Below are 24,011 nucleotides of genomic sequence, written 5' to 3' on the forward strand. Positions count from 1 at the left end.
GCAGCTAACAAAAAGCCCGCGCATAGGCGGGCTAAAAGAGCGAAGGACCGGCGGTGCCGGTCCAGGTGCGCTGTTTACTCGATCTGCGCGCCCTGGGCGATCCATGCGCCGATCAGGTCACGTTCGGCCTGGGTCATCTGGGTGATGTTGCCCAGCGGCATGACCTGCGAGGCGACGGCCAGGGCTTGGATCTTCGCCGTCTGGGCCTTGATCTGCTGCGGGGTGTCGAGCATGAAACCCAGTGGTGCGGCGCTGAACATCGGGCTGCTCGGCGTGGCCGAGTGGCATACGCTGCAACGTTCCTGGATCACCCTGTTGACCTCGGTAAAGGCAGTGCCTACTCCGGCTGGGGCCGCTTCAGCCGAGGGGGCGAGCACTTCTTCTACCTTGGCAACACTGACGGCGGGCTGGCTGGCTGGAGTGGCCACCGGCATGGCATTGGCTGCCGGGCGCACCGGTGCGGTGACATAGGCCAGGCAGATCATGCCCAGTGCTGCCACTGGCAGGGTCCAGGCGAACTTGTTGCTGCTGTGGCGGGTGTTGAAGTAGTGGCGGACCAGGACTGCAAAGATTGCGATACCCGCCAGGATCAGCCAGTTGTAGCTGCTGCCATAGGTGCTCGGGAAGTGGTTGCTGATCATGATGAACAGCACCGGCAGGGTGAAGTAGTTGTTGTGCCGCGAACGCAGCAGGCCCTTGGCCGGCAGGGCCGGATCCGGCGTCCGGTGCTCTTCGATGGCCTTAACCAGGGCGCGCTGTGCCGGCATGATGGTGCGGAACACGTTACCGACCATGATGGTACCGATGATCGCGCCAACATGAATGTAGGCACCACGGCCACTGAACACCTGGCTCAGGCCGAAGGCTGCGGCAACCAGCAGAATGAACAGCACCAGGCCGAGTAGGGCCGGTTGCTTGCCGAGGGCCGAGTCACACAACAGGTCATAGATGAACCAGCCGGCTATAAGTGAGCCAATGCCGATGGCAATCGCCATGGCCGGCGCCATGTCGCTGCCGGGCGCGATCAGGTACAGGCTCGGGTTGAGGTAGTACACCACCATCAACAGGGCTACGCCGGACATCCAGGTCCAGTAGGCTTCCCACTTGAACCAATGCAGGTTCTCCGGCATTTTCGGCGGTGCCAGTTTGTACTTCTCCAGGTGATAGATACCACCACCGTGGATCGCCCAGAGGTCGCCGGCCAAACCGTCTTTCGGGTTGACCCGATTGAGGTTGTTTTCCAGCCAGACGAAATAGAAGGATGCGCCAATCCAGGCGATACCGGTAATCATGTGAATCCAGCGCACGCCCAGATTCAGCCACTCAGTCAAATGTGCTTCCACAGTCAGTACCTCTTTTCCCGCTGCCGGCAGGCCGGCGCCAGGCTTCTCTTATTGGTGGGGAGCGAGCAGCAGTTGCTCATGCTCATCAAAGAAATGCTCATCGCAGTTGTTGCCGGAACCACTGCGATCAACCACCAGGAAGTCATCCCGCTTTTCGATCGTCAGCACCGGATGGTGCCAGACGCCGCGATGGTAATTGACGCCCTGCCTGCCGTTGCTGCGGAAGGCGCGGACTAACTCTGATGCAGGTGCATCGCCAACTGGCGCGACCACGATCAGAAAGTGGTGGCCGAGCAGCGGCATGAACGCCTGGCTGCCCAGCGGATGTCGCTCCAGCATGCGCACGGTCAGTGGCATCTCCAGCGCCTCGGCACTGAAGATGCTGATGATCGCCTGATCCTCGGGCTGGGCGGTCTCCACGGTGGCCAACTTGTGATAGCGGCGAGTGGAGCCGTTGTTGATCATGAAGAATTCGCTGCCCTCGGTTTCGATAACGTCACCAAAGGGGGCGAAGGCTTCTTTGCTCAGGGGCTCGATGATCAGTGTGCGCATGGTGGGTCTTCTGTTCTTTGAGGTCGGAAATGCGGTGTCGCGTTTGCTCTTTGTGAGAGGGGCTGGGCGGCATTGCGCTTTAGCCGCGAGCTTTTAACAGCATCGCGGCTAAAGCCCCTCCTACGGCTATTTAATTTTTCCGAACAGGCGCAGGCGGCTGATACCGCCATCCGGGAACACGTTCACCCGTACGTGGGTGATCGGGCCCAGCGCCTTGATCTGCTCGGCGAACTCGTGCTCGGCGTGCATCGAAAGCTTCTGGCTCGGCAGCAGGTCACGCCAGAACAGGCTCTGGGTTTCGATCTGGCTGTCGGTGCCGCCCTTGACGAACGCGCCCTGGATCGAGCAGCTGTCGGGGTAGTTGCCTTTGAAATGCAGGGTGTCGACGACAATGCGTTCGATTTCACCCGCATGGCCGAGGGCGATGATCACCCAGTCGTTGCCCGGGGTACGCCGGCGCGCGGTTTCCCAGCCGTCGCCCATGTTGATGCCACGGCCCGGGTTGAGGATGTTGCTCATGCGGCCGAAGTGCTCGTCGGAGCAGGCCAGGGCACGACCGCCATTCAGCGCCGCAGCCAGGTCGATCTGCTCATTGTCGCCGACGTGGCTCCAGTCGCGGAACGGGATGCCATAGACACGCAGGCGGGCCACGCCACCGTCCGGGTAGATGTTGAAGCGCAGGTGGGTGAAGGCCTGGGCGTTGTCGATCGGGTGGTAGTGGTGCTGGTTGCCTTGCAGCTCAACCGCACCCAGTACTTCAGTCCACGCGGTGCTCTCAGTCGGGTCGCCTTCGGCGACGAAGCAGCCTTCCAGCGAGGCCGACGGCGGAAAGTTGCCGGTGAAGAAGCTGGTGTCGATATCCACACCTTTGATCGAGCCGGCCACGCCGAGGCGAATCACCGCGCTGTCGTAGCCTTCGAAGCGCTTGCGCCGCGACTCCCAGCCATCCATCCACTTGCCGTTGTCATCGAACACGCCTTCCTTCCACACCGCCGGGGTCGGTTGGAACAAACGGTTGACGTCGGCGAACCAGTCGTCGGTGACCGAGATGGCCTGGGTGCCGAGGCGCGCGTCGGCCAGGTTGACGTATTTCTCGAAGGGTACGGCGTAAGCTTTCATGTCGTGTCTGCCTTAACAGTGAGGGCGGGGAGTGGCGGGCTAGAGCTGCTGCAAGCGAAACAGGGCGATCTTGTTGATCTCGGCCAGGGCGCAGGCGAATTCCTGCTCCGGAGCGTTGTGGATACGCTCCTCGAAGGCCGCGAGGATCTGGTGCCGGTTGCTGCCTTTCACCGCCATGATGAAGGGGAAGCCGAACTTGGCCTTGTAGGCGTCGTTGAGGTGGGTGAAGCGGGCGAACTCCTCGGCCGTGCAGGCGCTGATGCCGGCGCCGGCCTGTTCGGCGGTGCTGGAGGCGGTCAGCGCGCCCTGGATAGCGGCCTTGCCGGCCAGGTCCGGGTGCGCATTGATCAGTGCCAGCTGCATCTCATGGCTGGCGCTGAGCAGCAGGTCGGCCATGCGCTGGTGCAGGCCGTCGACCTCGTCGATGCTCGCGTCCTGGCCCAGGTCATAGGCCTTCTCGGCCACCCAGGGCGAGTGCTCGTAGATGTCGGCGAAGACCTTGACGAAGTCTTCGCGGCTGAGTCGGGATGGGGTCAGGGTTTGGAAACGGCTCATTGCGTACTCTCTTGCTGCTGGTTCAAGGAGAAGGGATGGGCGGCGTGCCAGTGGCGGGCGATATCCACCCGGCGAGCGCACCAGACCTTCTCGTGGCCTTTGACGTACTCGATGAAGCGCGCCAGGGCGGCGATGCGCGCGGGGCGCCCGAGCAGGCGGCAGTGCATGCCGATCGAGAGCATCTTCGGCGCCCCGGCCACGCCTTCGGCGTAGAGCACGTCGAAGGCGTCTTTCAGGTACTGGTAGAAGTCATCACCGGTGTTGAAGCCCTGGGCCTGGGTGAAACGCATGTCGTTGGTGTCCAGGGTGTAGGGGATCACCAGGTGCGGCCTGGTTGCACTGCTGGCCGGATCCCAGTAGGGCAGGTCGTCGTCATAGGTGTCGGAGTCGTAGAGGAAGCCGCCTTCCTCCATCACCAGGCGCCGGGTGTTCGGCCCGGTGCGGCCGGTATACCAGCCCAGTGGACGCTCGCCGGTGATAGCGGTGAGGATGCGGATGGCTTCGAGCATGTGCTCGCGCTCTTGCGCCTCGTCCATATATTGGTAGTCGATCCAGCGGTAGCCGTGGCTGCAGATCTCATGGCCGGCCGCGACCATGGCCTTGATCATCTCGGGGTGACGCTGGGCGGCCATGGCCACGGCGAACACGGTCAACGGAATCGCGTGCTGGTCGAACAGTTTGAGCAGGCGCCACGCGCCAGCGCGGCTGCCGTATTCATAGAGCGATTCCATGCTCATGTTGCGTTCGCCCTGCAGCGGCTGGGCGGAGACCATCTCGGAGAGAAAGGACTCGGATTCCTTATCGCCGTGCAGCACGTTGCGCTCGCCGCCTTCCTCGTAGTTGAGGACGAACGACAGGGCAATGCGCGCATCGCCGGGCCAGTGCGGGTGGGGCGGGTTGTTGGCGTAACCGATCAGGTCGCGTGGGTAGTCAGCGCTCACTGCAGTCTTCCTTCTTGGCGTGTTGCGGTCACTGCGTAGCCCGGGTGACGAGGGACGCGACCGTGATGGGGTAATTGTATACAAAATGAATAGCGCTTTGTAAATAAAAAATCAGCACTATTGCTGAAACAATTCACCCCGGCGAATCTGTGCGAGCACTCGGACCGTGCGCCTGGCGCATGCCTTGATCGCGGGGTTCGCGGTCATGGCGGATCTGGGCTGGCGGTCGTTGTCGGGATGGTTGTCAATATGATTGTGTACAATAAATCAAAAAACTGTCTTGAGTTTCTCGGCGGCATGCTATGCTCCGCGCAGCTCGAGGCCGCTGGCACCTGAGCCATCTGCCGACTTCAATATTCACTAACAGTAGAGGAGGTGCGGTGTCTGCGTGGCAAGTGGCCGGCGTGGATGCCTGATCGCTATGGGACGATTGACCACACATGTTCTAGATGCCGCGCACGGCTGCCCCGGCAGCGCCATCACTGTCGAGTTGTATCGGGTCGAGGGCGCGCAGTTGCAGTTGCTCACCCGCGTGGTGACCAACCATGATGGCCGTTGCGATGCGCCCATTCTGCAGGGCGACGATTACCGCAGTGGTGTCTACCAGCTGCACTTCCATGCGGGCGACTATTACCGGGCTCGCGGGGTGCAGTTGCCCGATCCGGCCTTTCTCGATGTGGTGGTACTGCGCTTCGGGGTCGATGCCGGCCAGGAGCACTACCATGTCCCCCTGCTGATTTCCCCGTACAGCTACTCCACTTATCGCGGCAGCTGACTGCTCAGGCGGAGCTTCGCTGGCTGATCCGGCAGGTCAGTTGTGCACAACCTGAAGGCAGGCACTCGAGTGCCTGCCTTGATTGTGTCTGCGCAGTGCATGGCGCCATCAGGTCTTGAATCGATTAACCAGTTCATTGAGCTGGGTGGAGAGGCTGGACAGTTGCTGCGAGTCACTGCGCGCCGACTCTGCCAGGCCTTCGACCAGCTGCGCATCGCCATGGATCATGCTGATGTGACGGTTGATGTCTTCGGCAACCTGGTGCTGTTCTTCGGCGGCAGTGGCGATTTGCGCATTCATATCGCGTATCACATCGACCGACTCGCGGATCAGACCGAAGCTTGAACGGGCATCGGTAATGCTGGTAACCGTGCTCTGCGATACCTCCAGGCTGGCATGCATTTGCTTGCCCATCTCCCGGGTGCGCTGGGCCAGACTGCTCAGCAGTCCGTCAATTTCAGAGGTGGAATCCGCAGTGCGCTTGGCCAGCGCGCGCACCTCGTCAGCCACCACGGCAAATCCCCGACCCTGTTCGCCGGCACGTGCCGCTTCAATCGCCGCATTCAGGGCAAGCAGGTTGGTTTGTTCGGCGATTGAGCGAATGGTGCCGAGAATCGACTGGATATTGTTATTGTCCTGCTCGAGTTGCTGCATCGCCGCGGCGGACTGGGATATCTCGCGACTCAATTTCTCGACGTTGCCGACGGCGGCATCAATCTGCAGTTGCCCATCGCGTGCCTGCTTTTGCCCGTTGTCAGCCGACTCCGCCGCCTGAGAGCAGGAGCGAGCCACTTCGTTGGCGGTGGCGACCATTTCGTGAAAGGCGGTGGAGACCATGTCGATCGACTCACGCTGCCGCCCTGCAGCTTCGGTCATGTCGCCGGAAACCTTGGATGAGGTGCTCGAGGTCTGCTGGATATGCTTGGCAGCTTGGCCAATGTTGAGGATCAATTGACGAATGGCTGTGAGGAACTGATTGAACCAATTGGCCAGTTGCGCGGTTTCATCCTGGCCACGGACGCTAAGGGCCTGAGTCAGATCCCCTTCACCCTGGGCAATGCCTTCCAGGCCACTGGCGACTGCGCGGATTGGTTTGACGATAAGCCCGGCAAAGCTGGCGCCCACCAGGGCAAACACGGCGGCGAGCACGATTGCCAGCCCCACGATGATCCAGGTCAGGCGGGTGACCCCGGCCATCGCTTCTTTTTCGCTGATCAGGCCGACAAAGCGCCAGCCCAGTTGCTCGGAGGGCCACACGTTGGCCATGTAACGTGCCCCGTTCAGCTCGACTTCGACCAGGCCTCCTTGTGCTTGGCTCAGCGTGCTGTATCCATCCTTCAAGTCACTTATTTTCTTGAAGTTGTGATCCGGGTTTTGCGGGTCGACCAGAATGGTGCCGTTATCCTCCATCAGCATCAGGTAACCACTTTCGCCCAGTTTGATCTGCTTGACGATGTCGGTCAGTTGCTTGAGTGAGACGTCGATGCTGATCACCCCACCCGGGTTGCCAAGGGCGGTGGCTATGCTGCGAACGCTGGCTAACAGTACGGCATCGTCGGCGGCCCAGTAGTAGGCATCGGTGCGCACGGTCTTGCCCTGATTGTCCATGGCTTTTTGATACCAGGGACGTTGGCGAGGGTCGTAATTGCTCATCTTGGGATCTTCTGGCCAGCTCACATAGCCGCCTTGGACAGTTCCCATCGATACATAGGAGTAGGCCGGGTGGCTGGTACCCAGGCCCGCAAACAGGGCGAGAAGTTGCTTGTCTTGCTCGCCGGAGGGAATGCTTGCTGCATTAGCCCCCATATATTGCTTGAGCTGGTCGTCGGATTGAGCGACGAGCGGGTGCTTGGCCAGGTATTCGACGTTTTGGTTGATGCCGTCGAAAAATAACCGCATGGCGTTCTCTACCTGGCGGATCTCGCGTGCGCTGGTGTCGACGAACTCAGTTCTGGCATCGCTACGCAGATTGAAGATGACCAGAACGGCGACCAGCATGATGGGAACGCAGGCGATGATGGCGAAGGCCCAGGTCAGTTTTTGTTTTATGTTCATCAGGGGTCCTTGCGCACGACGCTGCGCGAGAGATTTTGGGGTTCCTATAGTGTCGGCCGCCTGGCGGAAAGCTTAACCCCGTGCGCTCGCCAGTTGTCTATTCGCGCCAGCGGTCACTGTGCGGACGGCTAGAGGGGCCGTTTGCGCTGCGATACCCTCGTTTGCCGGGTCGTTAGGGCTCGGCAACCCATGGTGCCGTGCCTGGCTTGATTTCGATGCGCCGCGACCATGAGGGTGGCTGAACCTGCTAGCGGTGAGTCGGCGTGCTGCTCGCGGGCTACCCTATAAATGGTCGAAATCCTTAATCGAGATCAAAGAAAAGGTTAGAGCGCGGCTGCAATATTCCCCAGGCAACGACCTCAGCATGATGGGCAAACGGCACCACTTGCTACTGAGTCAAGCAGTGACCTCGTCTGCGGCAGCAGTGTGCAGTCGGGCCGCATGCGCCATTGAACAGGGGCAGGGGAGGAACGTATGACTGCCGACGCTCCACAGGTGATCTGGTTCGAGGCCCTCGGACGCGGCGACGTGGCACGCGTCGGCGGTAAGAATGCCTCGCTCGGCGAGATGGTGGGCCACCTCGGTGCGCAGGGCGTCAGCGTGCCGCCCGGCTTTGCGACCACGGCCGAGGCCTATTGGCGCTTCGTCGAGGCGAACCGCCTCGAGGACGCGATCGAAGGGGCTCTGAACGACCTCAAGGCAGGCAAGGCATCCTTACATGAGACCGGACAGAATATCCGCCGGGCCTTCCTGCGCGGCGACTGGCCGGAGGCGACTGCCCAGCAGATCCGCCAAGCCTATCGACAACTCTCCAAGCGCGCCGGCGCCGCCGACACGGACGTGGCGGTCCGCTCGAGCGCGACGGCCGAGGACCTGCCGGACGCGAGCTTCGCCGGTCAGCAGGAGACCTTCCTCAATATTCGCGGCGAAGCGGCCCTGCTCGATGCCTGCCGGCGCTGCTACGCCTCGCTGTTCACCGACCGGGCGATCAGCTACCGCGAGACCAAAGGCTTCGAGCACCTCAAGGTGGCGCTGTCGGTCGGCGTGCAGAAGATGGTGCGCTCGGATCTCGGCGGCGCCGGGGTCATGTTTTCGATCGATACGGAGAGCGGTTTCGACAAGGTCGTGGTTCTGGATGCCGCCTGGGGGCTGGGAGAGAATGTCGTGCAGGGGGCGGTCGACCCGGACGAATATCAGGTGTTCAAACCGCTCCTCGACGATGCGGCGCTCACGCCGATCATCGAGAAAAAGCTCGGCGGCAAGTCGCTGAAAATGCTCTATGCGACCGGCGCCGAGCAGGCCACCCGCAACGTACCCACCTCGAAGGCGGAGCGCGCGGCCTTCGTGCTGGACGATCAGGAAATCCTCCAACTCGCGCGCTGGGCCTGCACGATCGAAGCGCATTACGGCATGCCGATGGACATGGAGTGGGCCAAGGACGGCGACTCAGGCCAGCTTTACATCGTCCAGGCTCGTCCCGAGACAGTGCAGTCGCGCAAGGAGGCGGGGGCCCTCAAGTCCTACCACCTCAAGAGCAAGGGAGCGAAGCTCGTCGAGGGTCTGAGCATCGGCGACGCCGTCGTCACCGGGAAAGTCTGCTTCATCCGTAGCGCCCAGGAGATTGAGCGGTTCGTGGACGGCGCCATCCTCGTCACCGAGACCACGGACCCCGACTGGGTGCCGATCATGAAGCGGGCGGCCGCGATCGTCACCGACCACGGCGGACGCACCTCGCATGCGGCGATCGTCAGCCGCGAGCTCGGACTGCCGGCGATCGTCGGCACCGGCAATGCGACCGAAATCCTGCATGACGACCAAGAGGTGACGGTCTCCTGCGCCGAGGGCGATGAGGGCTTCGTCTACGCGGGTATCGGCGAGTTCGACGTCGAGCCCCTCTCGCTCGACGACATCCCGAAAACCCGCACCGCGGTCATGCTCAACCTGGCCAACCCGGCCGCCGCGTTCCGCTGGTGGCGGCTCCCGACCGACGGTGTCGGTCTGGCCCGGATGGAGTTCGTGGTGAGCAACCACATCAAGGTTCACCCGATGGCGCTGGTGCGCTTCGACACCCTGCAGGACGAGGAGGCCAAGCAGCGGATCGTCGAGCTGACGCGCGGCTATGCCGACAAGACCGAATACTTCGTCGACCGGCTCGCACGCGGGCTGGCACGGATCGCCGCCGCCTATCACCCGAAGCCGGTGATCGTGCGGATGAGCGACTTCAAGACCAACGAGTATGCCAATTTGATCGGTGGCGCCGAGTTCGAGCCCAGGGAGGAGAACCCGATGCTCGGCTTTCGCGGCGCCTCGCGTTACTACTCGCCACGCTACCGTGAGGGCTTCGCCCTGGAGTGCCGTGCCATTCGGCGCCTGCGTGAGGCGATGGGCTTCAGCAACGTCGTGGTGATGATCCCCTTCTGCCGCTCGACCAAGGAAGCCGACCGGGTGCTCGACGTCATGGCGCAGAACGGTCTCAGGCGCGGGGAGAACGGGCTCGAGGTCTACGTCATGTGCGAGGTTCCCTCCAACGTGGTGCTGGCCAAGGCGTTCGCCGAGCGCTTCGACGGATTCTCCATCGGCTCCAATGACCTGACCCAGCTCACGCTCGGTGTCGACCGCGATTCGGACGAGCTCGCCGAGCTGTTCGATGAGCAGGATGAGGCGGTCAAGTGGATGATCCGCACCGTGATCGAGGCCGCGCACCGCTGCGGGGCCAAGGTCGGCCTGTGCGGCCAGGCGCCCAGCGACCACCCGGCCTTCGCCGAATTACTCGTCGCCTGCGGCATCGACTCGATGTCCGTGAGCCCCGACAGCTTCATCGCCGTCAAGCGCCACGTCGCGGCGGCCGAAGCGCAGGGCCACGACGCCCAGGCTGCCGCGCCGCAGGCGCCAGCGTCGTGAAGAAGTCGAGCCGACCTTCACACGCCGCGCAGCAGGACCGGCCAGCTGCCAAGGCGCCATCCGCCCGGACCGCGGGGCGGCAGAGCGTGTCTGGCGCCGATGCCGACGTGCGCGTGGCGGATTTCGCCGCCGCCATCTTCGACCTCGATGGGGTCGTCACGCGGACCGCCCGGGTGCACGCCGCAAGCTGGAAGCGCCTGTTCGACGAGTACCTCGGCCAGCGCGCCGCGAAGACCGGAGAGCCAGTGCGCCCGTTCGATAGCGAGCGCGACTACCGCCGTTATGTCGACGGCAAGCCGCGCTACGACGGCGTCGAGAGTTTCCTGCAGGCCCGCGGCATAACCCTGCCGAGAGGCGAACCGTCCGACCCGCCCGAGCGCGAGACGGTCTGTGGCCTCGGCAATCGCAAGAACCAGTACTTCCGCGAGAGCCTGCAACAGGATGGGGTCGAGGTCTTCGACAGCGCCGTTGCGCTCATCCGCCGGCTGCGCAGTCGGCGCATCGGCACGGCGCTGGTATCGTCGAGCCGCAATGCACGTGCGGTGCTCGAGGTCGCCGGCCTGGAGGAACTGTTCGACATCTGCCTCGACGGCAATGACATCGCGCGCCTCGGCCTGCGGGGCAAGCCGGCGCCGGACCTGTTCGTCAAGGCCGCCGAGCTGCTCGGCGTCGAGCCGCAGCGCGCCATGGTCATTGAAGACGCGGTCAGCGGCGTGCAGGCGGGGCGGGCTGGCGGCTTTGGCCTGGTGGTCGGCATCGGCCGCGCAGACCAGGCGGCGGAGCTCGAGGCGAGCGGGGCGGACATCGTGGTCGCCGATCTCGCCGATCTGCACCTCAGTGTCCTCCCCGAGACCGTCTTGCGCGCCGTGGCCGTGGTGCCGCGGGCGCTCGAACAGTATGCGCAGATCGAGCGCGAACTGAGCGGCAGGCGCGCGGCGGTGTTCCTCGACTATGACGGGACGCTGACACCGATCGTCGAACGGCCGGATCTGGCGGTGCTGGCCGAGGATATGCGGGCGACCGTCAAGGCACTTGCCGGCCTTTGCCGTGTGGCCATCATCTCTGGGCGTGACCGTGTCGACGTCGAACGGCTCGTCGGTCTCGACGAACTGATCTATGCCGGTAGCCACGGCTTTGATATCGCCGGGCCCGACGGTCTCGAGCTCCAGCACGAGCAAGGCGAGGCGTTCGCGGCTGTGGTTCAGCGCGCTGCCGAGCGCTTGCGCGAAGCGCTCGCGCCGATCGCCGGGGCGCTCGTCGAGCCGAAGCGCTTCGCGGTTGCCGTGCATTACCGCCAAGTTGCCGAGGCCGAGGTGGCGAGGGTCGAGGCCGTCGTCGACCAGTTGCTCGGCGAAACGCCCGATCTGCGCAAGACCCACGGCAAGAAGGTCTTCGAACTCCGCCCCCGCTTCGACTGGGACAAGGGCAAGGCCGTGTCGTGGCTGCTGGAGGCACTTGGGCTGCACGGCCCCGAGGTGCTGCCCTTCTACCTCGGCGACGACACCACCGACGAGGACGCCTTCGTGGCACTGGCCGAGCACGGCATCGGCATCCTGGTGGGCTGTTCCGCGCCCGAGACCGCCGCCCGCTACGTGCTGGAGCGGCCCGCCGACGTCCAGCGCTTTCTGCGCAATCTCGTCGGCACGCTGGAGGACAGGCGTCATGGTGGATAGCGGCTGGAAACTCGCCTATGAAGGATTCGAGCCCGCGCAGGAGGGACACCGCGAGGCGCTCTGTACCCTTGGCAACGGCTACTTCGCGACGCGCGGCGCAGCGGAAGAGGTCGAAGCGGATGACGTCCACTACCCCGGCACCTATCTTGCCGGCGGCTACAATCGGCTGCAGACCGATATCGCCGGGCGCGTCATCGAGAACGAAGACCTGGTCAATCTGCCGAACTGGCTGCCGCTGACCTTCCGCCCCGAGGATGGCGACTGGTTCAACCTGCGGCGCATCGAGATCCTGGCCTATCGCCTGGAACTCGATCTCGAGCGCGGCCTGCTCGAGCGGCGCATGCGGGTGCGCGACGCCCAGGGCCGGGAAACATCGCTGGTGAGTCGCCGGCTCGTGCACATGGGGCTGCCTCACCTGGCGGCGCTAGAAGTCACCCTGTGTCCGGAAAACTGGTCGGGCCGGATCGTGGTGCGAACCGCGCTCGACGGGCGAGTCATCAATGCCGGGGTCGAGCGTTACCGGCAACTCAACAACAAGCACCTGACTGCGCTGGAAAGCCGCACATTGGGCGAAGACGCGATCCTGCTCGTGGTCGAGACCAACCAGTCGCGGCTGCGTATCGCCGAGGCGGCCCGTACCCGCGTCTTGCAAGGCGGCGAGCCGCTCGCCGCCACACGCTCGGCACTCGAAGAGGAGGGTTTCGTCGCGCAGGATCTGACGTTCGCCGCGACCAAGGGGCAGCCGGTCACGCTTGAGAAGGTGGTCGCGCTTTTCACCTCGAGGGACCGCGCGATCTCCGAGCCTCTCGACGCGGCGACCAGTGCAATCGGCGAAGCGGGATCTTTCGATGAGCTCCTCGGCTCCCATGTCCGGGCGTGGCGGGCGCTGTGGGATCGCTGCGACGTGGTCATAGAAGGTCACGCGCGCACGCAGATGATCCTGCGGCTGCATATCTTTCATCTCCTGCAGACGGCTTCGCTCCACACGGTCGACTGCGATGCCGGAATTCCTGCCCGTGGCCTGCATGGCGAGGCCTACCGTGGTCACATCTTCTGGGATGAACTGTTCATCTTCCCGTTCCTCAACTTCCGCCTTCCCGAGATCACCAGGGCGCTGCTGCTCTATCGCTACCGGCGCCTGCCGGATGCGCGGCGGCTCGCGCGGCAGGCGGCCTGCCGCGGCGCGATGTACCCCTGGCAGAGTGGCTCCAGCGGCCGCGAGGAGAGCCAGGTGCTGCACCTCAATCCCCGCTCGGGTCGCTGGACCCCGGACAGTACCCACCTGCAGCGGCATGTGAGCGCCGCCATCGGCTACAACGTCTGGCGCTACTGGCAAACGACTGGCGACCGGGAGTTCCTGTCCTTCTACGGCGCCGAGATGCTCGTGGAAATTGCCCGCTTCTGGGCGAGCGTGGCGTCCTACAACGAGGAGCTTGGCCGCTACGAAATCCGCGGGGTCATGGGCCCCGACGAGTTCCACGACCGCTACCCGTGGCGGGAAGAGCCTGGCCTCGACAACAACGGCTATACCAACCTCATGGCGGCCTGGGTGCTGCTTCGCGCGGCAGAAACCCTCGACTACCTCGGAGGCGAGCGCCGCCGCGAGCTCGACGTCTTGCTTGGCCTGCAGGCAGAAGAGATCGCCCATTGGCAGAACGTCAGCCGCGGGATGCGGGTCGACTTTTTGGACGACGGCATCATCGCCCAGTTCGAAGGCTACGACTGCCTGGAGGAGCTGGACTGGGACGCCTACCGCGAGAAGTACGGCGATATCCACCGGCTCGATCGCATCCTCGAGGCCGAAGGCGATACGGTCAACCGTTACAAGGTATCCAAGCAGGCCGACGTATTGATGCTCTTCTATCTCTTCTCCTTCGAGGAACTGCGCGAGCTGATGAACTCGCTTGGCTACCCCCTCGAGCCGGATACCGTGCGCAAGACGATCGATTATTACGTGCCACGCACCTCCGACGGCTCCACGCTGAGCCGTGTCGTTCATTCTTGGGTAGAGGCCCGCAGTGACCGGCCGCGGTCGTGGTCGCTGCTCGCCGAGGCGCTGGAGAGCGACATTGCCGACATCCAGGGCGGCACGACCGCCGAAGGCATCCACCTGGGGGCTATGGCGGGCACCGTCGACCTCATCCAGCGCGGCCAGACCGCACTCGAGTTCCGCGATGACACCATCTGGATCAGCCCCTGCCTGCCGACGGAACTGCAAGGGCTTCACCTCAAGCTGCTCTATCGCGGCTGCTGGCTCTACCTGGATATCAGCTGCGACAAACTGACCGTTTCCGCGCCCTATGGCTGGGCCGGGCCGGGACGCATCGGCGTGCGCAATCAGGTGCGTCCGTTCAAGGCAGGCGACGTTCTGGAGTTCAGCTGTCACCTCGCCGCTGGCGGCTGGCGCCCGGCACCACGGGCACCGACGCATGCCCCGGCCGATTCAGCAGGCGCGGATGGCGCGCCTGCGCAGCACAATCCGGGAGACGCCGCGCCCTGAGACCCGTCGCGTTTGAGGCGGCGTCCCCTCGTCCTCGCGCCTGGCGTAGCGCCTGCGGCGAGTGATCGCCTCGGGGCGGGCCGCCATGCGGACGCGGAAAGCTTCGGTCCTCTCAGCGCGTGGCCATCCAGATCAGCAAGCCGGCCTGGAACATGCAAAACGCCACCAGGCAGGCGATGGTGAAGCGCAGGCTGCTGTCTTCGCGGCGGAACAGTTCGAGGCGCGATTCCAGCTTGCGCAGCTTGACGTCCTGCTCGCGCAGGCTCTGGTCGGCTTTTTGCAGCATGGCCGCCGCATCGAGCAGGTCAACCATCTGCACTTTTTCGCTAGGCCAATCGCTGTGCAGGCTGCTGACCCGCTCTGCGCTGTAACGGGCGTTGAGTTGCTGGGGGTCGAGGTATTCGATGACGAAGCCCTGGGCTTGCAGGCAGTGGTCGCGGCGCAGTCGGGCCGCTTCGCTGAGGACGTCCTTGGCCGCCAGGGCCGCGCCCTCTACCAGGTAATGGGCGCAGTGTTGCTGGGCCCAGGCGATGCCCTGGGCCAGCAGGAAGCGGCCCAGGCCTCGATTGGCCGGCTCTACCAGCAAGCCCTTTTCCGGACCGAGGCGCATTTCCTTGCTGCGGTGGTCGATCCATACCTCCAGCAGGTTCAGTTCCTTGCGCACCCGCTCGCCGGGCAGGTGCAGGGTCAGGCGCAGCAGGCTCTGGCCCTTGGCATGCCGTTCAACCCGGCCCAGTTGTACGAAGCGCAAAGGCCGCACGCCGGTGTGACGGTCGACCGGCAGAGGCGCCAGACGCAGCAGGCGAAAGTGCTCAGGCGCGAGGTCCGCCCAGGGATGAACGTTCTCAACCACGGCTTGGGCGCTGGCGTCTGGCACAGCTTGTGGGGCATTGGCGTCGGTCATCAAGGCGGTCCTTTGCGCGATACCAGCTGCGGGTATCGGGCTGGCCCAGCCTTTATCGGCCGGTTGGCGCGGCGCTGGAGGCTGGCGTTTTGCCAGTGTCGTCGATGAAGCCGACGATTCGCTCGCTCAGCAGTCGTGCCAGCGGCAGGCCCGGGTTGTCGTAGGACGCCAGTTGCGCCTTGACGTCGAGCGGGACGATGCGCAGGACGTGGTTCATGCCCTCGATTATCACCAGGTGCGCATCGGTCTTGGCGGCGTGCAATGCCTCGGCATCGGCGACGCCGACCTGGATGTCGTGACTGCCCTGGACGATCAGTGCGGGGATCCGCAGGCGGGCGAAAACCTCACTGGGGTTATAGCGAAACAGTGAAATCAGGTAGGGCTGCACGCTGGGACGAAACAGCACTTGCAGCTCATCGGGCACTGCATCGGTCGGCTGGCCGGCCAGCAGCGAGTCGAGCAACCGCTGGCTGTGCGTGAGCAGTTTCGGCGGCAGGCGATAGTGCAGTTGTTCGCGCAGTACCTGGTCGATGGGGCGTGCGCTGCCGGCAAGCGAGATCAGCGCATCGGCACCGGCTGCGGGGGCTGCCAGGCTGGCGATCAAGGCGCCTTCGCTGTGGCCGATCAGGATCAGGCGACTGAAATGCTCATCGGCCTTGAGCAGATGCCCCCAGGCGACCACGTCGGCGACATATTGCTCGACAGTCAAATCGCGCTCGTCCGGGGTGGCTGCGCGGCTGGCGGCGATCCCGCGCTTGTCGTAGCGCACACTGGCGATGCCGTGCTTGGCCAGTGCCTGGGCCAGGCGCTTGAGGCTGTCGTTGTGGCCGCCAGCGGGGTTGTTGCCATCGCGGTCGGTCGGCCCGGAACCGGCGACCAGCAGGGCGACAGCGACCGGCTGGGCGCTTAACGGGCGTAATAGGGTGCCATGCAGGGTGCCCTGGTCGGTTGCCAGGCGAATCGGTCGTTGTTCGATGGTTTGGGGCGCGGCCTGGGTCAGGCCGGCAAGCAAGGTCAGGGTCAAGAGGAGAACTCGCAGCATGGGTAGGCACTAATGGCAACGGAAGTGGGTTGGACGTCAGCACCGACATAAGGTTCTAGCGGCCTGCCGGGCTTATCGCTGTGCTGCTCTGCAGATGCCACTGTTTTAGCGTGTAGGACGCATTTTGGCTGCATTTTCTCGTCAAATGTCCCGCTATTCGCCTCGAGCCAGCGACCCGGCAGCCTCAGTCCGGACTTTTCCTCATCCAGATGGGGCAAGTCCGACAGGCTTCTGGGGTGAACTGGGCTGGCGCCGCGGGTATACTCGCGGCCTTTATCGAGTCGGGGTTGGGCGTGCGCGGGCAAGCGTTGCGCCGGGCCCGGTGCTGATTCCCGCGGAGTACCCTGCAAATGTCCGGCAATACCTACGGCAAGTTGTTTACCGTCACCAGTGCTGGCGAAAGCCATGGCCCGGCGCTGGTCGCCATCGTCGATGGGTGCCCCCCGGGCCTGGAATTGTCGCTGGAGGACATGCAGCGCGACCTCGACCGGCGCAAGCCGGGCACCAGCCGCCATACCACCCAGCGTCAGGAAGACGATGTGGTGGAAATCCTCGCCGGGGTGTTCGAGGGCAAGACCACCGGCTGCGCCATCGGCTTGCTGATTCGCAATACCGACCAGAAGTCCAAGGACTACTCGGCGATCAAGGATGTGTTCCGCCCGGCCCACGCCGATTACACCTATCAGCACAAGTACGGCATCCGCGACTACCGTGGCGGCGGCCGCAGCTCGGCCCGCGAGACCGCCATGCGCGTGGCCGCTGGGGCCATTGCCAAGAAATACCTGGCGACCCAGGGCATCGTCATTCGCGGCTACATGAGCCAGCTCGGCCCGATCGAGATTCCGTTCAAGAGCTGGGACAGCGTCGAGCAGAACGCCTTCTTCTGCCCAGACCCGGACAAGGTGCCAGAGCTGGAAGCCTATATGGACCAGTTGCGCCGTGACCAGGACTCGGTCGGGGCGAAGATCACCGTGGTCGCCGAAGGGGTGATGCCGGGCCTGGGCGAGCCGATCTTCGACCGCCTGGACGCCGAGCTGGCCCATGCGCTGATGAGCATCAACGCGGTCAAGGGCGTGGAGATCGGCGCCGGCTTCGCCAGTGTCGCCCAGCGCGGCACCGAACATCGCGACGAGCTGACGCCGGCGGGCTTCGTCTCGAATAACGCCGGCGGCATTCTCGGCGGCATCTCCAGCGGCCAGCCGATTGTCGCGCACCTGGCACTCAAGCCGACCTCGAGCATCACCACGCCGGGCCGCTCGATCGACGTCGATGGCAATGCCGTGGAGGTAATCACCAAGGGCCGTCACGACCCCTGCGTCGGCATTCGCGCCACGCCGATCGCCGAGGCGATGATGGCCATCGTGCTGATGGATCACCTGCTGCGCCATCGCGCGCAGAACGCCGATGTGCGGGTGACCACACCGGTGCTGCCGCAGCTTTGAGCAGGGGCAGGTTGGGCCGGGCCGCGCAGGCTGAGCGCAGCGCAGCCCAACTGCAGCAATTGAAGTTGTCGGCCTGCCACTCGCACTATCGGGCTTCGTCGCTGCGCGCCTCGAACCGATCGGCGGTGGCTAGGTCATGACTGCCGCATTGCCCTACTGGCGCCTGTCCGGTTTCTATTTCTTCTATTTTTCGCTACTCGGCGCCACGGCGCCGTTTCTGGCGCTGTACTTCGATCACCTGGGCTTTTCCGCCGCGCGCATCGGCGAGCTGGTGGCCATTCCCATGCTGATGCGCTGCATCGCGCCCAATATCTGGGGCTGGCTGGGCGATTACAGCGGCCAGCGCCTGGCCATCGTGCGCTTTGGCGCGATCTGCACGCTGTTGTGTTTCGCCGGCATCTTCATCAGTCAGACGTATGCCTGGCTGGCCCTGATCATGGGGCTGCACGCGTTCTTTTGGCATGCGGTGCTGCCGCAGTTCGAGGTCATCACCTTCGCCCATCTGCAGGAGCAGGCGGCGCGCTACAGCAAGATTCGCCTGTGGGGCAGCATCGGCTTCATCGTCGCGGTGGTCGGCCTGGGCAAGCTGTTCGAACTGCTCAGCCTGGATGCCTATCCCTGGGCGCTGATCCTGATCATGGCCGGCATCGTGCTGAGCAGTTGGTGGGTGCCCAACGCCGAGCCGCGCATGCGCCCCAATGCAGTGGGCGAGGGCGGCTTTATCCAGCAGTTGCGTCGCCCCGGCATCCTGGCGTTTTACCTCAGTGTCGGGCTGATGCAGCTGAGCAACGGCCCGTACTACACCTTCCTGACCCTGCATCTGGAGTCGCTCGGCTATTCGCGCGGCCTGATCGGTCAGCTCTGGGCCCTCGGGGTGCTGGCCGAGATCGTGCTGTTCATGGTCATGGCCCAGCTGCTGGCGCGTTTTTCGCTGCGCAGCGTGCTGTTGGCCAGCTTTCTGATCACCGCCGTGCGCTGGTTGCTGCTGGGTAACCTGGCCGATAATCTGCTGGTGCTGTTGTTCGCCCAGTTGCTGCATGCCGCGACTTTTGGCAGTTTTCATGCGGCGGCCATCCACTTCGTGCAGCGCAGTTTTGCCGATCGTCAGCAGGGCCAGGGGCAGGCCTTGTATACCGCACTGACCGGGGTTGGTGGCGCCCTGGGCGCGCTCTATTCCGGTTACAGCTGGAACAGCCTCGGCCCGGCCTGGACGTTCGCCATTGCCAGCCTGATCGCCCTGGTCGCGGCCATCACTGCCACGCGCATGCACGAGCCGCGGCCATGAGCCGGTCGTGCAGGATGTCATTGGGTTCTGGCGCGCACTGTGCCTTTACTCAGTCTACGGATAACCAACGAGAGTTCTGACCATGAGCAGCCTGAGCGTCTACCACGAGTCTTCTGCCGATTTGCCGAACAAGGTACTGACCCACCTGGAAGATATCGCCAGCACCCTGGCTGCCGTCGGGGTGCATTTCGACCGCTGGCAGGCTTCGGCGCCGCTCGATCCTGGCTCCAGCCAGGATCAGGTGATCGCCGCCTACCGCCCGCAGATCGAGCAACTGATGAGCGAGCGCGGCTATGTCGCGGTTGATGTGATCAGCGTGAGCGATGATCACCCGGACAAAGCCGAACTGCGCGCCAAGTTTCTCGATGAGCATCGGCATGCCGAGGACGAAGTGCGTTTTTTCGTGGTGGGCAGCGGGCTGTTCAGCCTGCATGTAGACGATTACGTCTTCGCCGTGTTGTGCGAGAAGGGTGACCTGATCTCGGTACCGGCGGGCACGCGGCACTGGTTCGACATGGGTGAGCATCCGCACTTCGTGATGATCCGCCTGTTCGGCAACACTGAGGGCTGGGTCGGCGAGTTCACCGGCGATGCGATCGCCAGCCGTTTTCCGCGGCTGGATGACTGATGCGCCGCTTGATGGCCGATACCGTTCTGCGCCGCAGGGCCCGAACAACATAATGCTTGCGGAACTCCGGGCTTCGATGGCTATCCTAGATGGGCAACCCTTCGCACAGGAGTGTCCTCATGGGTTCTACACTGAATGGCCTTGTCGGCCTGGTTATTCTGGTTCTGAGTATCTGGGCCATTATCAATATCGTTAAAAGCAACACCGAGGTCGGCAAGAAAGTCCTCTGGGTGTTGTTGATCCTGTTTCTGCCGGTGATCGGTCTGATCATCTGGGCGCTGATGGGGCCGCGTGGCAACGTGCGTTTCTAGAGGCGCGGCCCACCTGCTCGGCTGGGTGTTGCTGGCCTGGCTGAGCCTGCCCGGTTCCGCCTACGCCAGCGATAGCCAGGCATGGGATGCCCTGCGCGAGGGCCGCGCGCTGTTGCTGTTGCGCCATGCCAGCGCGCCGGGCTTCGGTGATCCGGCGAATTTCCAGCTCGACGATTGCACCACCCAGCGCAACCTCAGCGAGCAGGGGCGAGAGGAGTCCCGGCGTTGGGGTGCGTTGTTGCGCAGCAAGAGGATCGAGCAGCCCAGGCTGTTCAGCAGCCGCTGGTGCCGGGCGCGCGATACGGCGCGGGAAATGTACCTAGGCACGGTCGAGCCCTTGCCGGCACTGGATTCCTTCTTCGCCAACCGCGCACGCGCCAGCCGGCAGACCGCGGAGCTGGTCGCCCAGATCAATGGCCTGGCGCGCGGTGCACCCATGGTGCTGGTGTCTCATCAGGTGAATATCAGCGCCTTGACCGGCAGCTATCCCGCCTCCGGCGAAGGCCTGATCCTGGCCTTGCCGCTCGACGTCCCGGCCCAGGTGCTGGCGCGCATACCGGCGCCCTAGCAGCCCCTCAAAGCGCCAGCGTCGCCTGCTGCGGTAACTGCACCCCTTCCAGCTTCAACAGCAACGCCTTGCGCGCCAGGCCACCGGCATAACCGGTCAGGCTGCCGTCGCGGCCGATTACCCGGTGGCAGGGGATGATCACCGCAATAGGGTTGGCACCATTGGCTGCGCCGACCGCGCGCACCGCCTTGGGCCGGGCGATCTGTGCGGCCAGGGCGCTGTAGCTACTGGTCTGGCCGAAGGGGATACCCTGCAACGCCTGCCACACCGCCTGTTGAAAAGCCGTGCCGTGCGGCGCCAGGCGCAGCTCGAAGCGCCGACGGCGGCCGGCGAAATAGTCGTCGAGTTGCCAGCACACCTCATCCAGTTTGCCAGCAGCGGTTTGCCAGTGCTCACCGATCCGCCAGGGTTTGGTGTCGATTTCCATCAACAGTTGCTGCAGGCCGGTTTCGTCGCCGGCCAGCAGCAGGCGGCCAATGGGGCTGTGGTGGTAGCGGTAGTACATGGCTATTCACCTCTGCGAGTAGTCGTGCCACAGGTAGGCGGCGGCGTAGGCGCGCCACGGTCGCCAGGCTTCGGCGCGGGCCTTGAGTTGCCTGGCGTCGATGCCGTCAGCGCCCCACAGTGGCGCTTTGAGCAGGCCCAGGTCGCTGGCGGGGAAAGCATCGGCTGCGCCAAAGGCGCGCAGGGCAATGTATTCGGCGGTCCACGGGCCGATGCCGGGCAGGGCGCAGAGCCGTTCGATCAGGCCTTCGCTGCCGTGGCGCAGATCCAGGTGCAACGCGCCGCTGGCGACCAGCCCGGCGAAGTGCTGCAGCGTCTGTACGCGCCTACCCGGCATGCCGATGCCCGTCAGGTCGGCGCCGGCGATGGCCGCGGCGCTGGGGAACAGGCGGTCGACGCCTGCGCCGTAGGCCGCCGGTAACGGCTCGCCCAGGCGGGTGACCAGGCGCCCGCTGATGGTCACCGCAGCTTTTACCGTGACCTGCTGGCCGACGATGGCCCGCACCGCCTGCTCGAACGGATCGAAGGCCGTCGGCAGGCGCAGCCCTGGATTGCGCGCGACCAGCGTGGCCAGGTAGGGATCCTGGGCGAAATGTCGGCCGATGCGCTGCGGTTCGGCATCCAGGTCGAACATGCGTCGCACCCGCTGCTGCAATTCGGCCAGGCAGGGGATGGCCGAGGCGCTGTAGCTCAAGATCAGGGCGTCATGCCCGGGCTGCGGGCTTACGCTGAACCAACCGCTGACGTCTGCCAGGCGGAAACTGCGGCAATAGCGCTCGTGGCTCAGCCGTTCGACCCCCGCCAGGGCGCGCAGGGCGAAATGGTCGTGGAACTGCTGCCAATCCCAGGGGGCGTGGTAGGGCAGCAGCAGCGTGGTTTGCGCAGGGTTATTCATGCCCGGACGATAACCCCGGTGCCGAGCACTTGTCTGCGCCAAACTGACTTTCAAAGACGCTGTACTCGTTGGCTGTTGCACATCGAGCGTGAGCTGCAGATTGGCTTTTGTTCGAGGCCTTTACTCCCGGCAACCCAGAATTTCTCACGATAACGCTGCGATTGGCGGCGCTGTGGCGCTAGACTTGCTGCGCGTTGCCCTTGTAGTGAGCGGCGCCGCCCCCATCTTTTGATTTCTTCTTTTTACAGGTGCGTGCATTTTTTATGAGTACTGCTCTGTCCATCCGGCAGTTGACCAAAACCTACGGCAATGGCTTCCAGGCTCTGCATGGCATCGATCTGGATGTCGCCGAAGGGGATTTCTTCGCCTTGCTCGGCCCCAATGGCGCCGGCAAATCCACCACCATCGGCATTCTCTCGACCCTGGTGACCAAGACCAGCGGCACGGTCAATGTGTTTGGCCATGATCTGGACCAGCAGCCGGCGGCGCTCAAGCGCTGCCTGGGCGTGGTGCCGCAGGAGTTCAATTTCAACCAGTTCGAGAAGGTCTTCGACATTGTCGTGACCCAGGCTGGTTATTACGGCATTCCCGCGCGCATCGCCAAGGAGCGTGCCGAGCAGTACCTCAACCAGTTGGGGCTGTGGGACAAGCGCGATGTGCCCTCGCGCGAACTGTCCGGCGGCATGAAGCGCCGTTTGATGATCGCCCGCGCCCTGGTCCACCAGCCACGCTTGCTGATCCTCGATGAGCCGACCGCAGGCGTCGACATCGAATTGCGTCGCTCGATGTGGAGTTTTCTCACCGAGCTCAACCAGCAGGGCATCACCATCATCCTCACCACCCATTACCTGGAGGAGGCCGAGCAGTTGTGCCGCAACATCGGCATCATCGATCACGGCCGCATCGTCGAGAACACCAGCATGAAGACGCTGCTGAAGAAGCTGCACGTGGAGACCTTTCTGCTCGACCTGAAGGAGTCGCTGCTGGTGCCGCCGCAGCTGATCGGCTACCCGGCGCACCTGCTCGATCATCACACCCTGGAAGTGCAAATCGACAAGAGCCAGGGCATTACCGAACTGTTCCGCCAACTGGCGCGGCAGAACATCGAGGTGCTCAGCTTGCGCAACAAGACCAATCGCCTGGAGGAGCTGTTCGTCTCCCTGGTCGAGAAGAACCTGGCCAAGGAGGCGGTATGAGCACGGCTTATCTGAATTCCGAGTTCGCCGCCAACATGGTGGCCCTGCGCACCATCGTCTACCGCGAGATCCGCCGCTTCACCCGCATCTGGCCGCAGACCCTGCTGCCGCCGGCGATCACCATGGTTCTGTACTTCGTCATCTTCGGCAACCTGATCGGCCAGCGGATCGGCGAGATGGGTGGCTTCAGCTACATGGAATACATAGTGCCGGGGCTGATCATGATGTCGGTGATCACCAACTCCTACGGCAACGTGGTGTCGAGCTTCTTCGGCAGCAAGTTCCAGCGCTCGATCGAGGAGCTGATGGTCTCGCCGGTGTCGCCGCACATCATTCTCATCGGCTACGTGGCCGGCGGGGTAATACGCGGGCTGGCGGTAGGCCTGATCGTCACTCTGTTGTCGCTGTTCTTCACCCACCTGCAGGTGCATCACCTTGGTGTGACCGTGCTGGTGGTGTTGCTGACCGCGACCATTTTCGCCATGGGCGGCTTCATCAATGCGGTATTTGCGCGCAACTTCGACGACATCTCGATCATCCCGACCTTCGTCCTGACGCCGCTGACCTACCTGGGCGGGGTGTTCTACTCGATCAGCCTGCTGCCGCCGTTCTGGCAGACCCTGTCGCTGGTCAACCCGGTCCTGCATATGGTCAATGCCTTTCGCTACGGCATTCTCGGCGTGTCGGACATTCGCATCGGTGTCGCCGTCGGCTTCATGCTGATAGCCACCGCGGTGCTCTATGGCGTGTGCATTCGCCTGCTGATCAGCGGGCGCGGCATGCGGCAGTAGCGAGTATTTATTGAAAATAATATCGGGAAAC

General features: G+C 63.8%; 21 protein-coding genes and 1 pseudogene. 11 read left to right on the plus strand and 11 right to left on the minus strand.

Annotated elements, in window-relative coordinates:
• Positions 1–74 precede the first annotated feature (74 nt).
• From PH586_RS16090 to puuE, 5 genes are all read right to left on the minus strand, one after another.
• Positions 75–1,343 carry a urate hydroxylase PuuD gene (locus PH586_RS16090; RefSeq protein ID WP_271348775.1) on the minus strand — a complete coding sequence of 423 codons (1,269 nt, stop codon included), beginning with the start codon at positions 1,341–1,343 and terminating at the stop codon, positions 75–77.
• A gap of 48 nt (positions 1,344–1,391) precedes the next feature.
• A complete protein-coding gene (locus PH586_RS16095; protein WP_271348776.1) occupies positions 1,392–1,895 on the minus strand; it encodes an ureidoglycolate lyase in 504 nt (167 codons plus the stop codon).
• 126 nt (positions 1,896–2,021) lie between these two features.
• Positions 2,022–3,014, minus strand: coding sequence for an allantoicase (gene alc / locus PH586_RS16100; RefSeq protein WP_271348777.1), 993 nt, complete (start codon positions 3,012–3,014; stop codon positions 2,022–2,024).
• Positions 3,015–3,053: 39 nt separating this feature from the next.
• Positions 3,054–3,569 carry a 2-oxo-4-hydroxy-4-carboxy-5-ureidoimidazoline decarboxylase gene (uraD, locus tag PH586_RS16105; RefSeq protein ID WP_271348778.1) on the minus strand — a complete coding sequence of 172 codons (516 nt, stop codon included), beginning with the start codon at positions 3,567–3,569 and terminating at the stop codon, positions 3,054–3,056.
• Positions 3,566–4,510 carry an allantoinase PuuE gene (gene puuE / locus PH586_RS16110; protein WP_271348779.1) on the minus strand — a complete coding sequence of 315 codons (945 nt, stop codon included), beginning with the start codon at positions 4,508–4,510 and terminating at the stop codon, positions 3,566–3,568. Before puuE ends, uraD begins: the two co-directional genes overlap by 4 nt.
• Before the next feature lie 421 nt (positions 4,511–4,931).
• Between puuE and uraH the strand changes: the two genes are divergently transcribed.
• Positions 4,932–5,285: a hydroxyisourate hydrolase gene (uraH, locus tag PH586_RS16115; protein WP_238044095.1), complete on the plus strand. Its 354-nt coding sequence runs from the start codon at positions 4,932–4,934 to the stop codon at positions 5,283–5,285.
• 108 nt (positions 5,286–5,393) lie between these two features.
• Here the strand turns inward: uraH and PH586_RS23710 are convergent, their stop codons facing one another.
• Together PH586_RS23710 and PH586_RS23715 are read right to left on the minus strand one after the other, a co-directional pair.
• The gene (locus tag PH586_RS23710; protein ID WP_408636967.1) at positions 5,394–6,161 is read right to left on the minus strand and encodes a methyl-accepting chemotaxis protein; all 768 of its coding nucleotides are present in this window, start codon (positions 6,159–6,161) and stop codon (positions 5,394–5,396) included.
• 87 nt (positions 6,162–6,248) lie between these two features.
• Positions 6,249–7,340, minus strand: a pseudogene (locus PH586_RS23715) (cache domain-containing protein); the annotation flags it as partial.
• A gap of 474 nt (positions 7,341–7,814) precedes the next feature.
• On the opposite strand from PH586_RS23715, the gene ppsA reads away from it, so the two are divergent.
• The 3 genes from ppsA to PH586_RS16135 are packed head-to-tail and all read left to right on the plus strand — an operon-like array spanning position 7,815 to position 14,414.
• Positions 7,815–10,241 (plus strand): phosphoenolpyruvate synthase, encoded by a 2,427-nt coding sequence (gene ppsA, locus PH586_RS16125; RefSeq protein WP_271348781.1) that lies wholly within the window; start codon positions 7,815–7,817, stop codon positions 10,239–10,241.
• A complete protein-coding gene (gene otsB, locus PH586_RS16130) occupies positions 10,238–11,914 on the plus strand; it encodes a trehalose-phosphatase (protein WP_271348782.1) in 1,677 nt (558 codons plus the stop codon). The genes ppsA and otsB overlap by 4 nt, the downstream gene beginning before the upstream one ends.
• Positions 11,904–14,414, plus strand: a complete 2,511-nt coding sequence (locus PH586_RS16135; protein ID WP_271348783.1) for a glycoside hydrolase family 65 protein — start codon at positions 11,904–11,906, stop codon at positions 14,412–14,414. The genes otsB and PH586_RS16135 overlap by 11 nt, the downstream gene beginning before the upstream one ends.
• 112 nt (positions 14,415–14,526) lie before the next feature.
• On the opposite strand, the gene PH586_RS16140 is transcribed toward PH586_RS16135, so the two are convergent.
• Together PH586_RS16140 and PH586_RS16145 are read right to left on the minus strand one after the other, a co-directional pair.
• Entirely contained in the window at positions 14,527–15,318 is a 792-nt protein-coding gene (locus PH586_RS16140; protein ID WP_271348784.1) for a hypothetical protein, read from the minus strand.
• Positions 15,319–15,370: 52 nt separating this feature from the next.
• Positions 15,371–16,360, minus strand: a complete 990-nt coding sequence (locus tag PH586_RS16145; RefSeq protein ID WP_271348785.1) for an alpha/beta hydrolase — start codon at positions 16,358–16,360, stop codon at positions 15,371–15,373.
• 350 nt (positions 16,361–16,710) lie between these two features.
• Between PH586_RS16145 and aroC the strand changes: the two genes are divergently transcribed.
• The 5 genes from aroC (at position 16,711) to PH586_RS16170 (ending at position 20,594) form a co-directional block, all read left to right on the plus strand.
• Positions 16,711–17,802 (plus strand): chorismate synthase, encoded by a 1,092-nt coding sequence (aroC, locus tag PH586_RS16150; RefSeq protein WP_271348786.1) that lies wholly within the window; start codon positions 16,711–16,713, stop codon positions 17,800–17,802.
• 136 nt (positions 17,803–17,938) lie between these two features.
• A complete protein-coding gene (locus PH586_RS16155) occupies positions 17,939–19,087 on the plus strand; it encodes an MFS transporter (protein WP_271348787.1) in 1,149 nt (382 codons plus the stop codon).
• A gap of 82 nt (positions 19,088–19,169) precedes the next feature.
• Positions 19,170–19,715: a 1,2-dihydroxy-3-keto-5-methylthiopentene dioxygenase gene (locus PH586_RS16160; protein ID WP_271348788.1), complete on the plus strand. Its 546-nt coding sequence runs from the start codon at positions 19,170–19,172 to the stop codon at positions 19,713–19,715.
• Between the two features lie 119 nt (positions 19,716–19,834).
• A complete protein-coding gene (locus PH586_RS16165; protein ID WP_271348789.1) occupies positions 19,835–20,026 on the plus strand; it encodes a PLD nuclease N-terminal domain-containing protein in 192 nt (63 codons plus the stop codon).
• Positions 20,027–20,039: 13 nt separating this feature from the next.
• Positions 20,040–20,594, plus strand: coding sequence for a histidine phosphatase family protein (locus PH586_RS16170; protein ID WP_408636968.1), 555 nt, complete (start codon positions 20,040–20,042; stop codon positions 20,592–20,594).
• A gap of 7 nt (positions 20,595–20,601) precedes the next feature.
• Here PH586_RS16170 and PH586_RS16175 read toward each other — a convergent pair whose 3' ends face one another.
• Both PH586_RS16175 and PH586_RS16180 read right to left on the minus strand, forming a co-directional pair.
• A complete protein-coding gene (locus PH586_RS16175) occupies positions 20,602–21,099 on the minus strand; it encodes a methylated-DNA--[protein]-cysteine S-methyltransferase (protein ID WP_271348790.1) in 498 nt (165 codons plus the stop codon).
• Positions 21,100–21,105: 6 nt separating this feature from the next.
• Entirely contained in the window at positions 21,106–21,993 is an 888-nt protein-coding gene (locus tag PH586_RS16180) for a DNA-3-methyladenine glycosylase family protein (RefSeq protein WP_271348791.1), read from the minus strand.
• Positions 21,994–22,256: 263 nt separating this feature from the next.
• On the opposite strand from PH586_RS16180, the gene PH586_RS16185 reads away from it, so the two are divergent.
• Positions 22,257–23,189 carry an ABC transporter ATP-binding protein gene (locus PH586_RS16185; protein ID WP_271348792.1) on the plus strand — a complete coding sequence of 311 codons (933 nt, stop codon included), beginning with the start codon at positions 22,257–22,259 and terminating at the stop codon, positions 23,187–23,189.
• Positions 23,190–23,200: 11 nt separating this feature from the next.
• Entirely contained in the window at positions 23,201–23,980 is a 780-nt protein-coding gene (locus PH586_RS16190) for an ABC transporter permease (RefSeq protein WP_271348847.1), read from the plus strand.
• Positions 23,981–24,011 lie beyond the last annotated feature (31 nt).

The organism is Pseudomonas aestuarii (genome assembly GCF_027988105.1).
Classification (GTDB): domain Bacteria; phylum Pseudomonadota; class Gammaproteobacteria; order Pseudomonadales; family Pseudomonadaceae; genus Aquipseudomonas; species Aquipseudomonas aestuarii.

What these genes read in the sequence shown, in the direction of transcription:
- PH586_RS16160 (WP_271348788.1), top strand. Translation starts at nt 19,170, where the DNA reads ATGAGCAGCCTGAGCGTCTACCACGAGTCTTCTGCCGATTTGCCGAAC.
- aroC (WP_271348786.1), top strand. Translation starts at nt 16,711, where the DNA reads ATGTCCGGCAATACCTACGGCAAGTTGTTTACCGTCACCAGTGCTGGC.
- alc (WP_271348777.1), bottom strand. Translation starts at nt 3,014, where the DNA reads ATGAAAGCTTACGCCGTACCCTTCGAGAAATACGTCAACCTGGCCGAC.
- uraD (WP_271348778.1), bottom strand. Translation starts at nt 3,569, where the DNA reads ATGAGCCGTTTCCAAACCCTGACCCCATCCCGACTCAGCCGCGAAGAC.
- uraH (WP_238044095.1), top strand. Translation starts at nt 4,932, where the DNA reads ATGGGACGATTGACCACACATGTTCTAGATGCCGCGCACGGCTGCCCC.
- PH586_RS16180 (WP_271348791.1), bottom strand. Translation starts at nt 21,993, where the DNA reads ATGAATAACCCTGCGCAAACCACGCTGCTGCTGCCCTACCACGCCCCC.
- PH586_RS16145 (WP_271348785.1), bottom strand. Translation starts at nt 16,360, where the DNA reads ATGCTGCGAGTTCTCCTCTTGACCCTGACCTTGCTTGCCGGCCTGACC.
- ppsA (WP_271348781.1), top strand. Translation starts at nt 7,815, where the DNA reads ATGACTGCCGACGCTCCACAGGTGATCTGGTTCGAGGCCCTCGGACGC.
- PH586_RS16165 (WP_271348789.1), top strand. Translation starts at nt 19,835, where the DNA reads ATGGGTTCTACACTGAATGGCCTTGTCGGCCTGGTTATTCTGGTTCTG.
- PH586_RS16155 (WP_271348787.1), top strand. Translation starts at nt 17,939, where the DNA reads ATGACTGCCGCATTGCCCTACTGGCGCCTGTCCGGTTTCTATTTCTTC.
- PH586_RS16185 (WP_271348792.1), top strand. Translation starts at nt 22,257, where the DNA reads ATGAGTACTGCTCTGTCCATCCGGCAGTTGACCAAAACCTACGGCAAT.
- PH586_RS16140 (WP_271348784.1), bottom strand. Translation starts at nt 15,318, where the DNA reads ATGACCGACGCCAATGCCCCACAAGCTGTGCCAGACGCCAGCGCCCAA.
- PH586_RS16095 (WP_271348776.1), bottom strand. Translation starts at nt 1,895, where the DNA reads ATGCGCACACTGATCATCGAGCCCCTGAGCAAAGAAGCCTTCGCCCCC.
- PH586_RS16175 (WP_271348790.1), bottom strand. Translation starts at nt 21,099, where the DNA reads ATGTACTACCGCTACCACCACAGCCCCATTGGCCGCCTGCTGCTGGCC.
- PH586_RS23710 (WP_408636967.1), bottom strand. Translation starts at nt 6,161, where the DNA reads ATGACCGAAGCTGCAGGGCGGCAGCGTGAGTCGATCGACATGGTCTCC.
- PH586_RS16135 (WP_271348783.1), top strand. Translation starts at nt 11,904, where the DNA reads ATGGTGGATAGCGGCTGGAAACTCGCCTATGAAGGATTCGAGCCCGCG.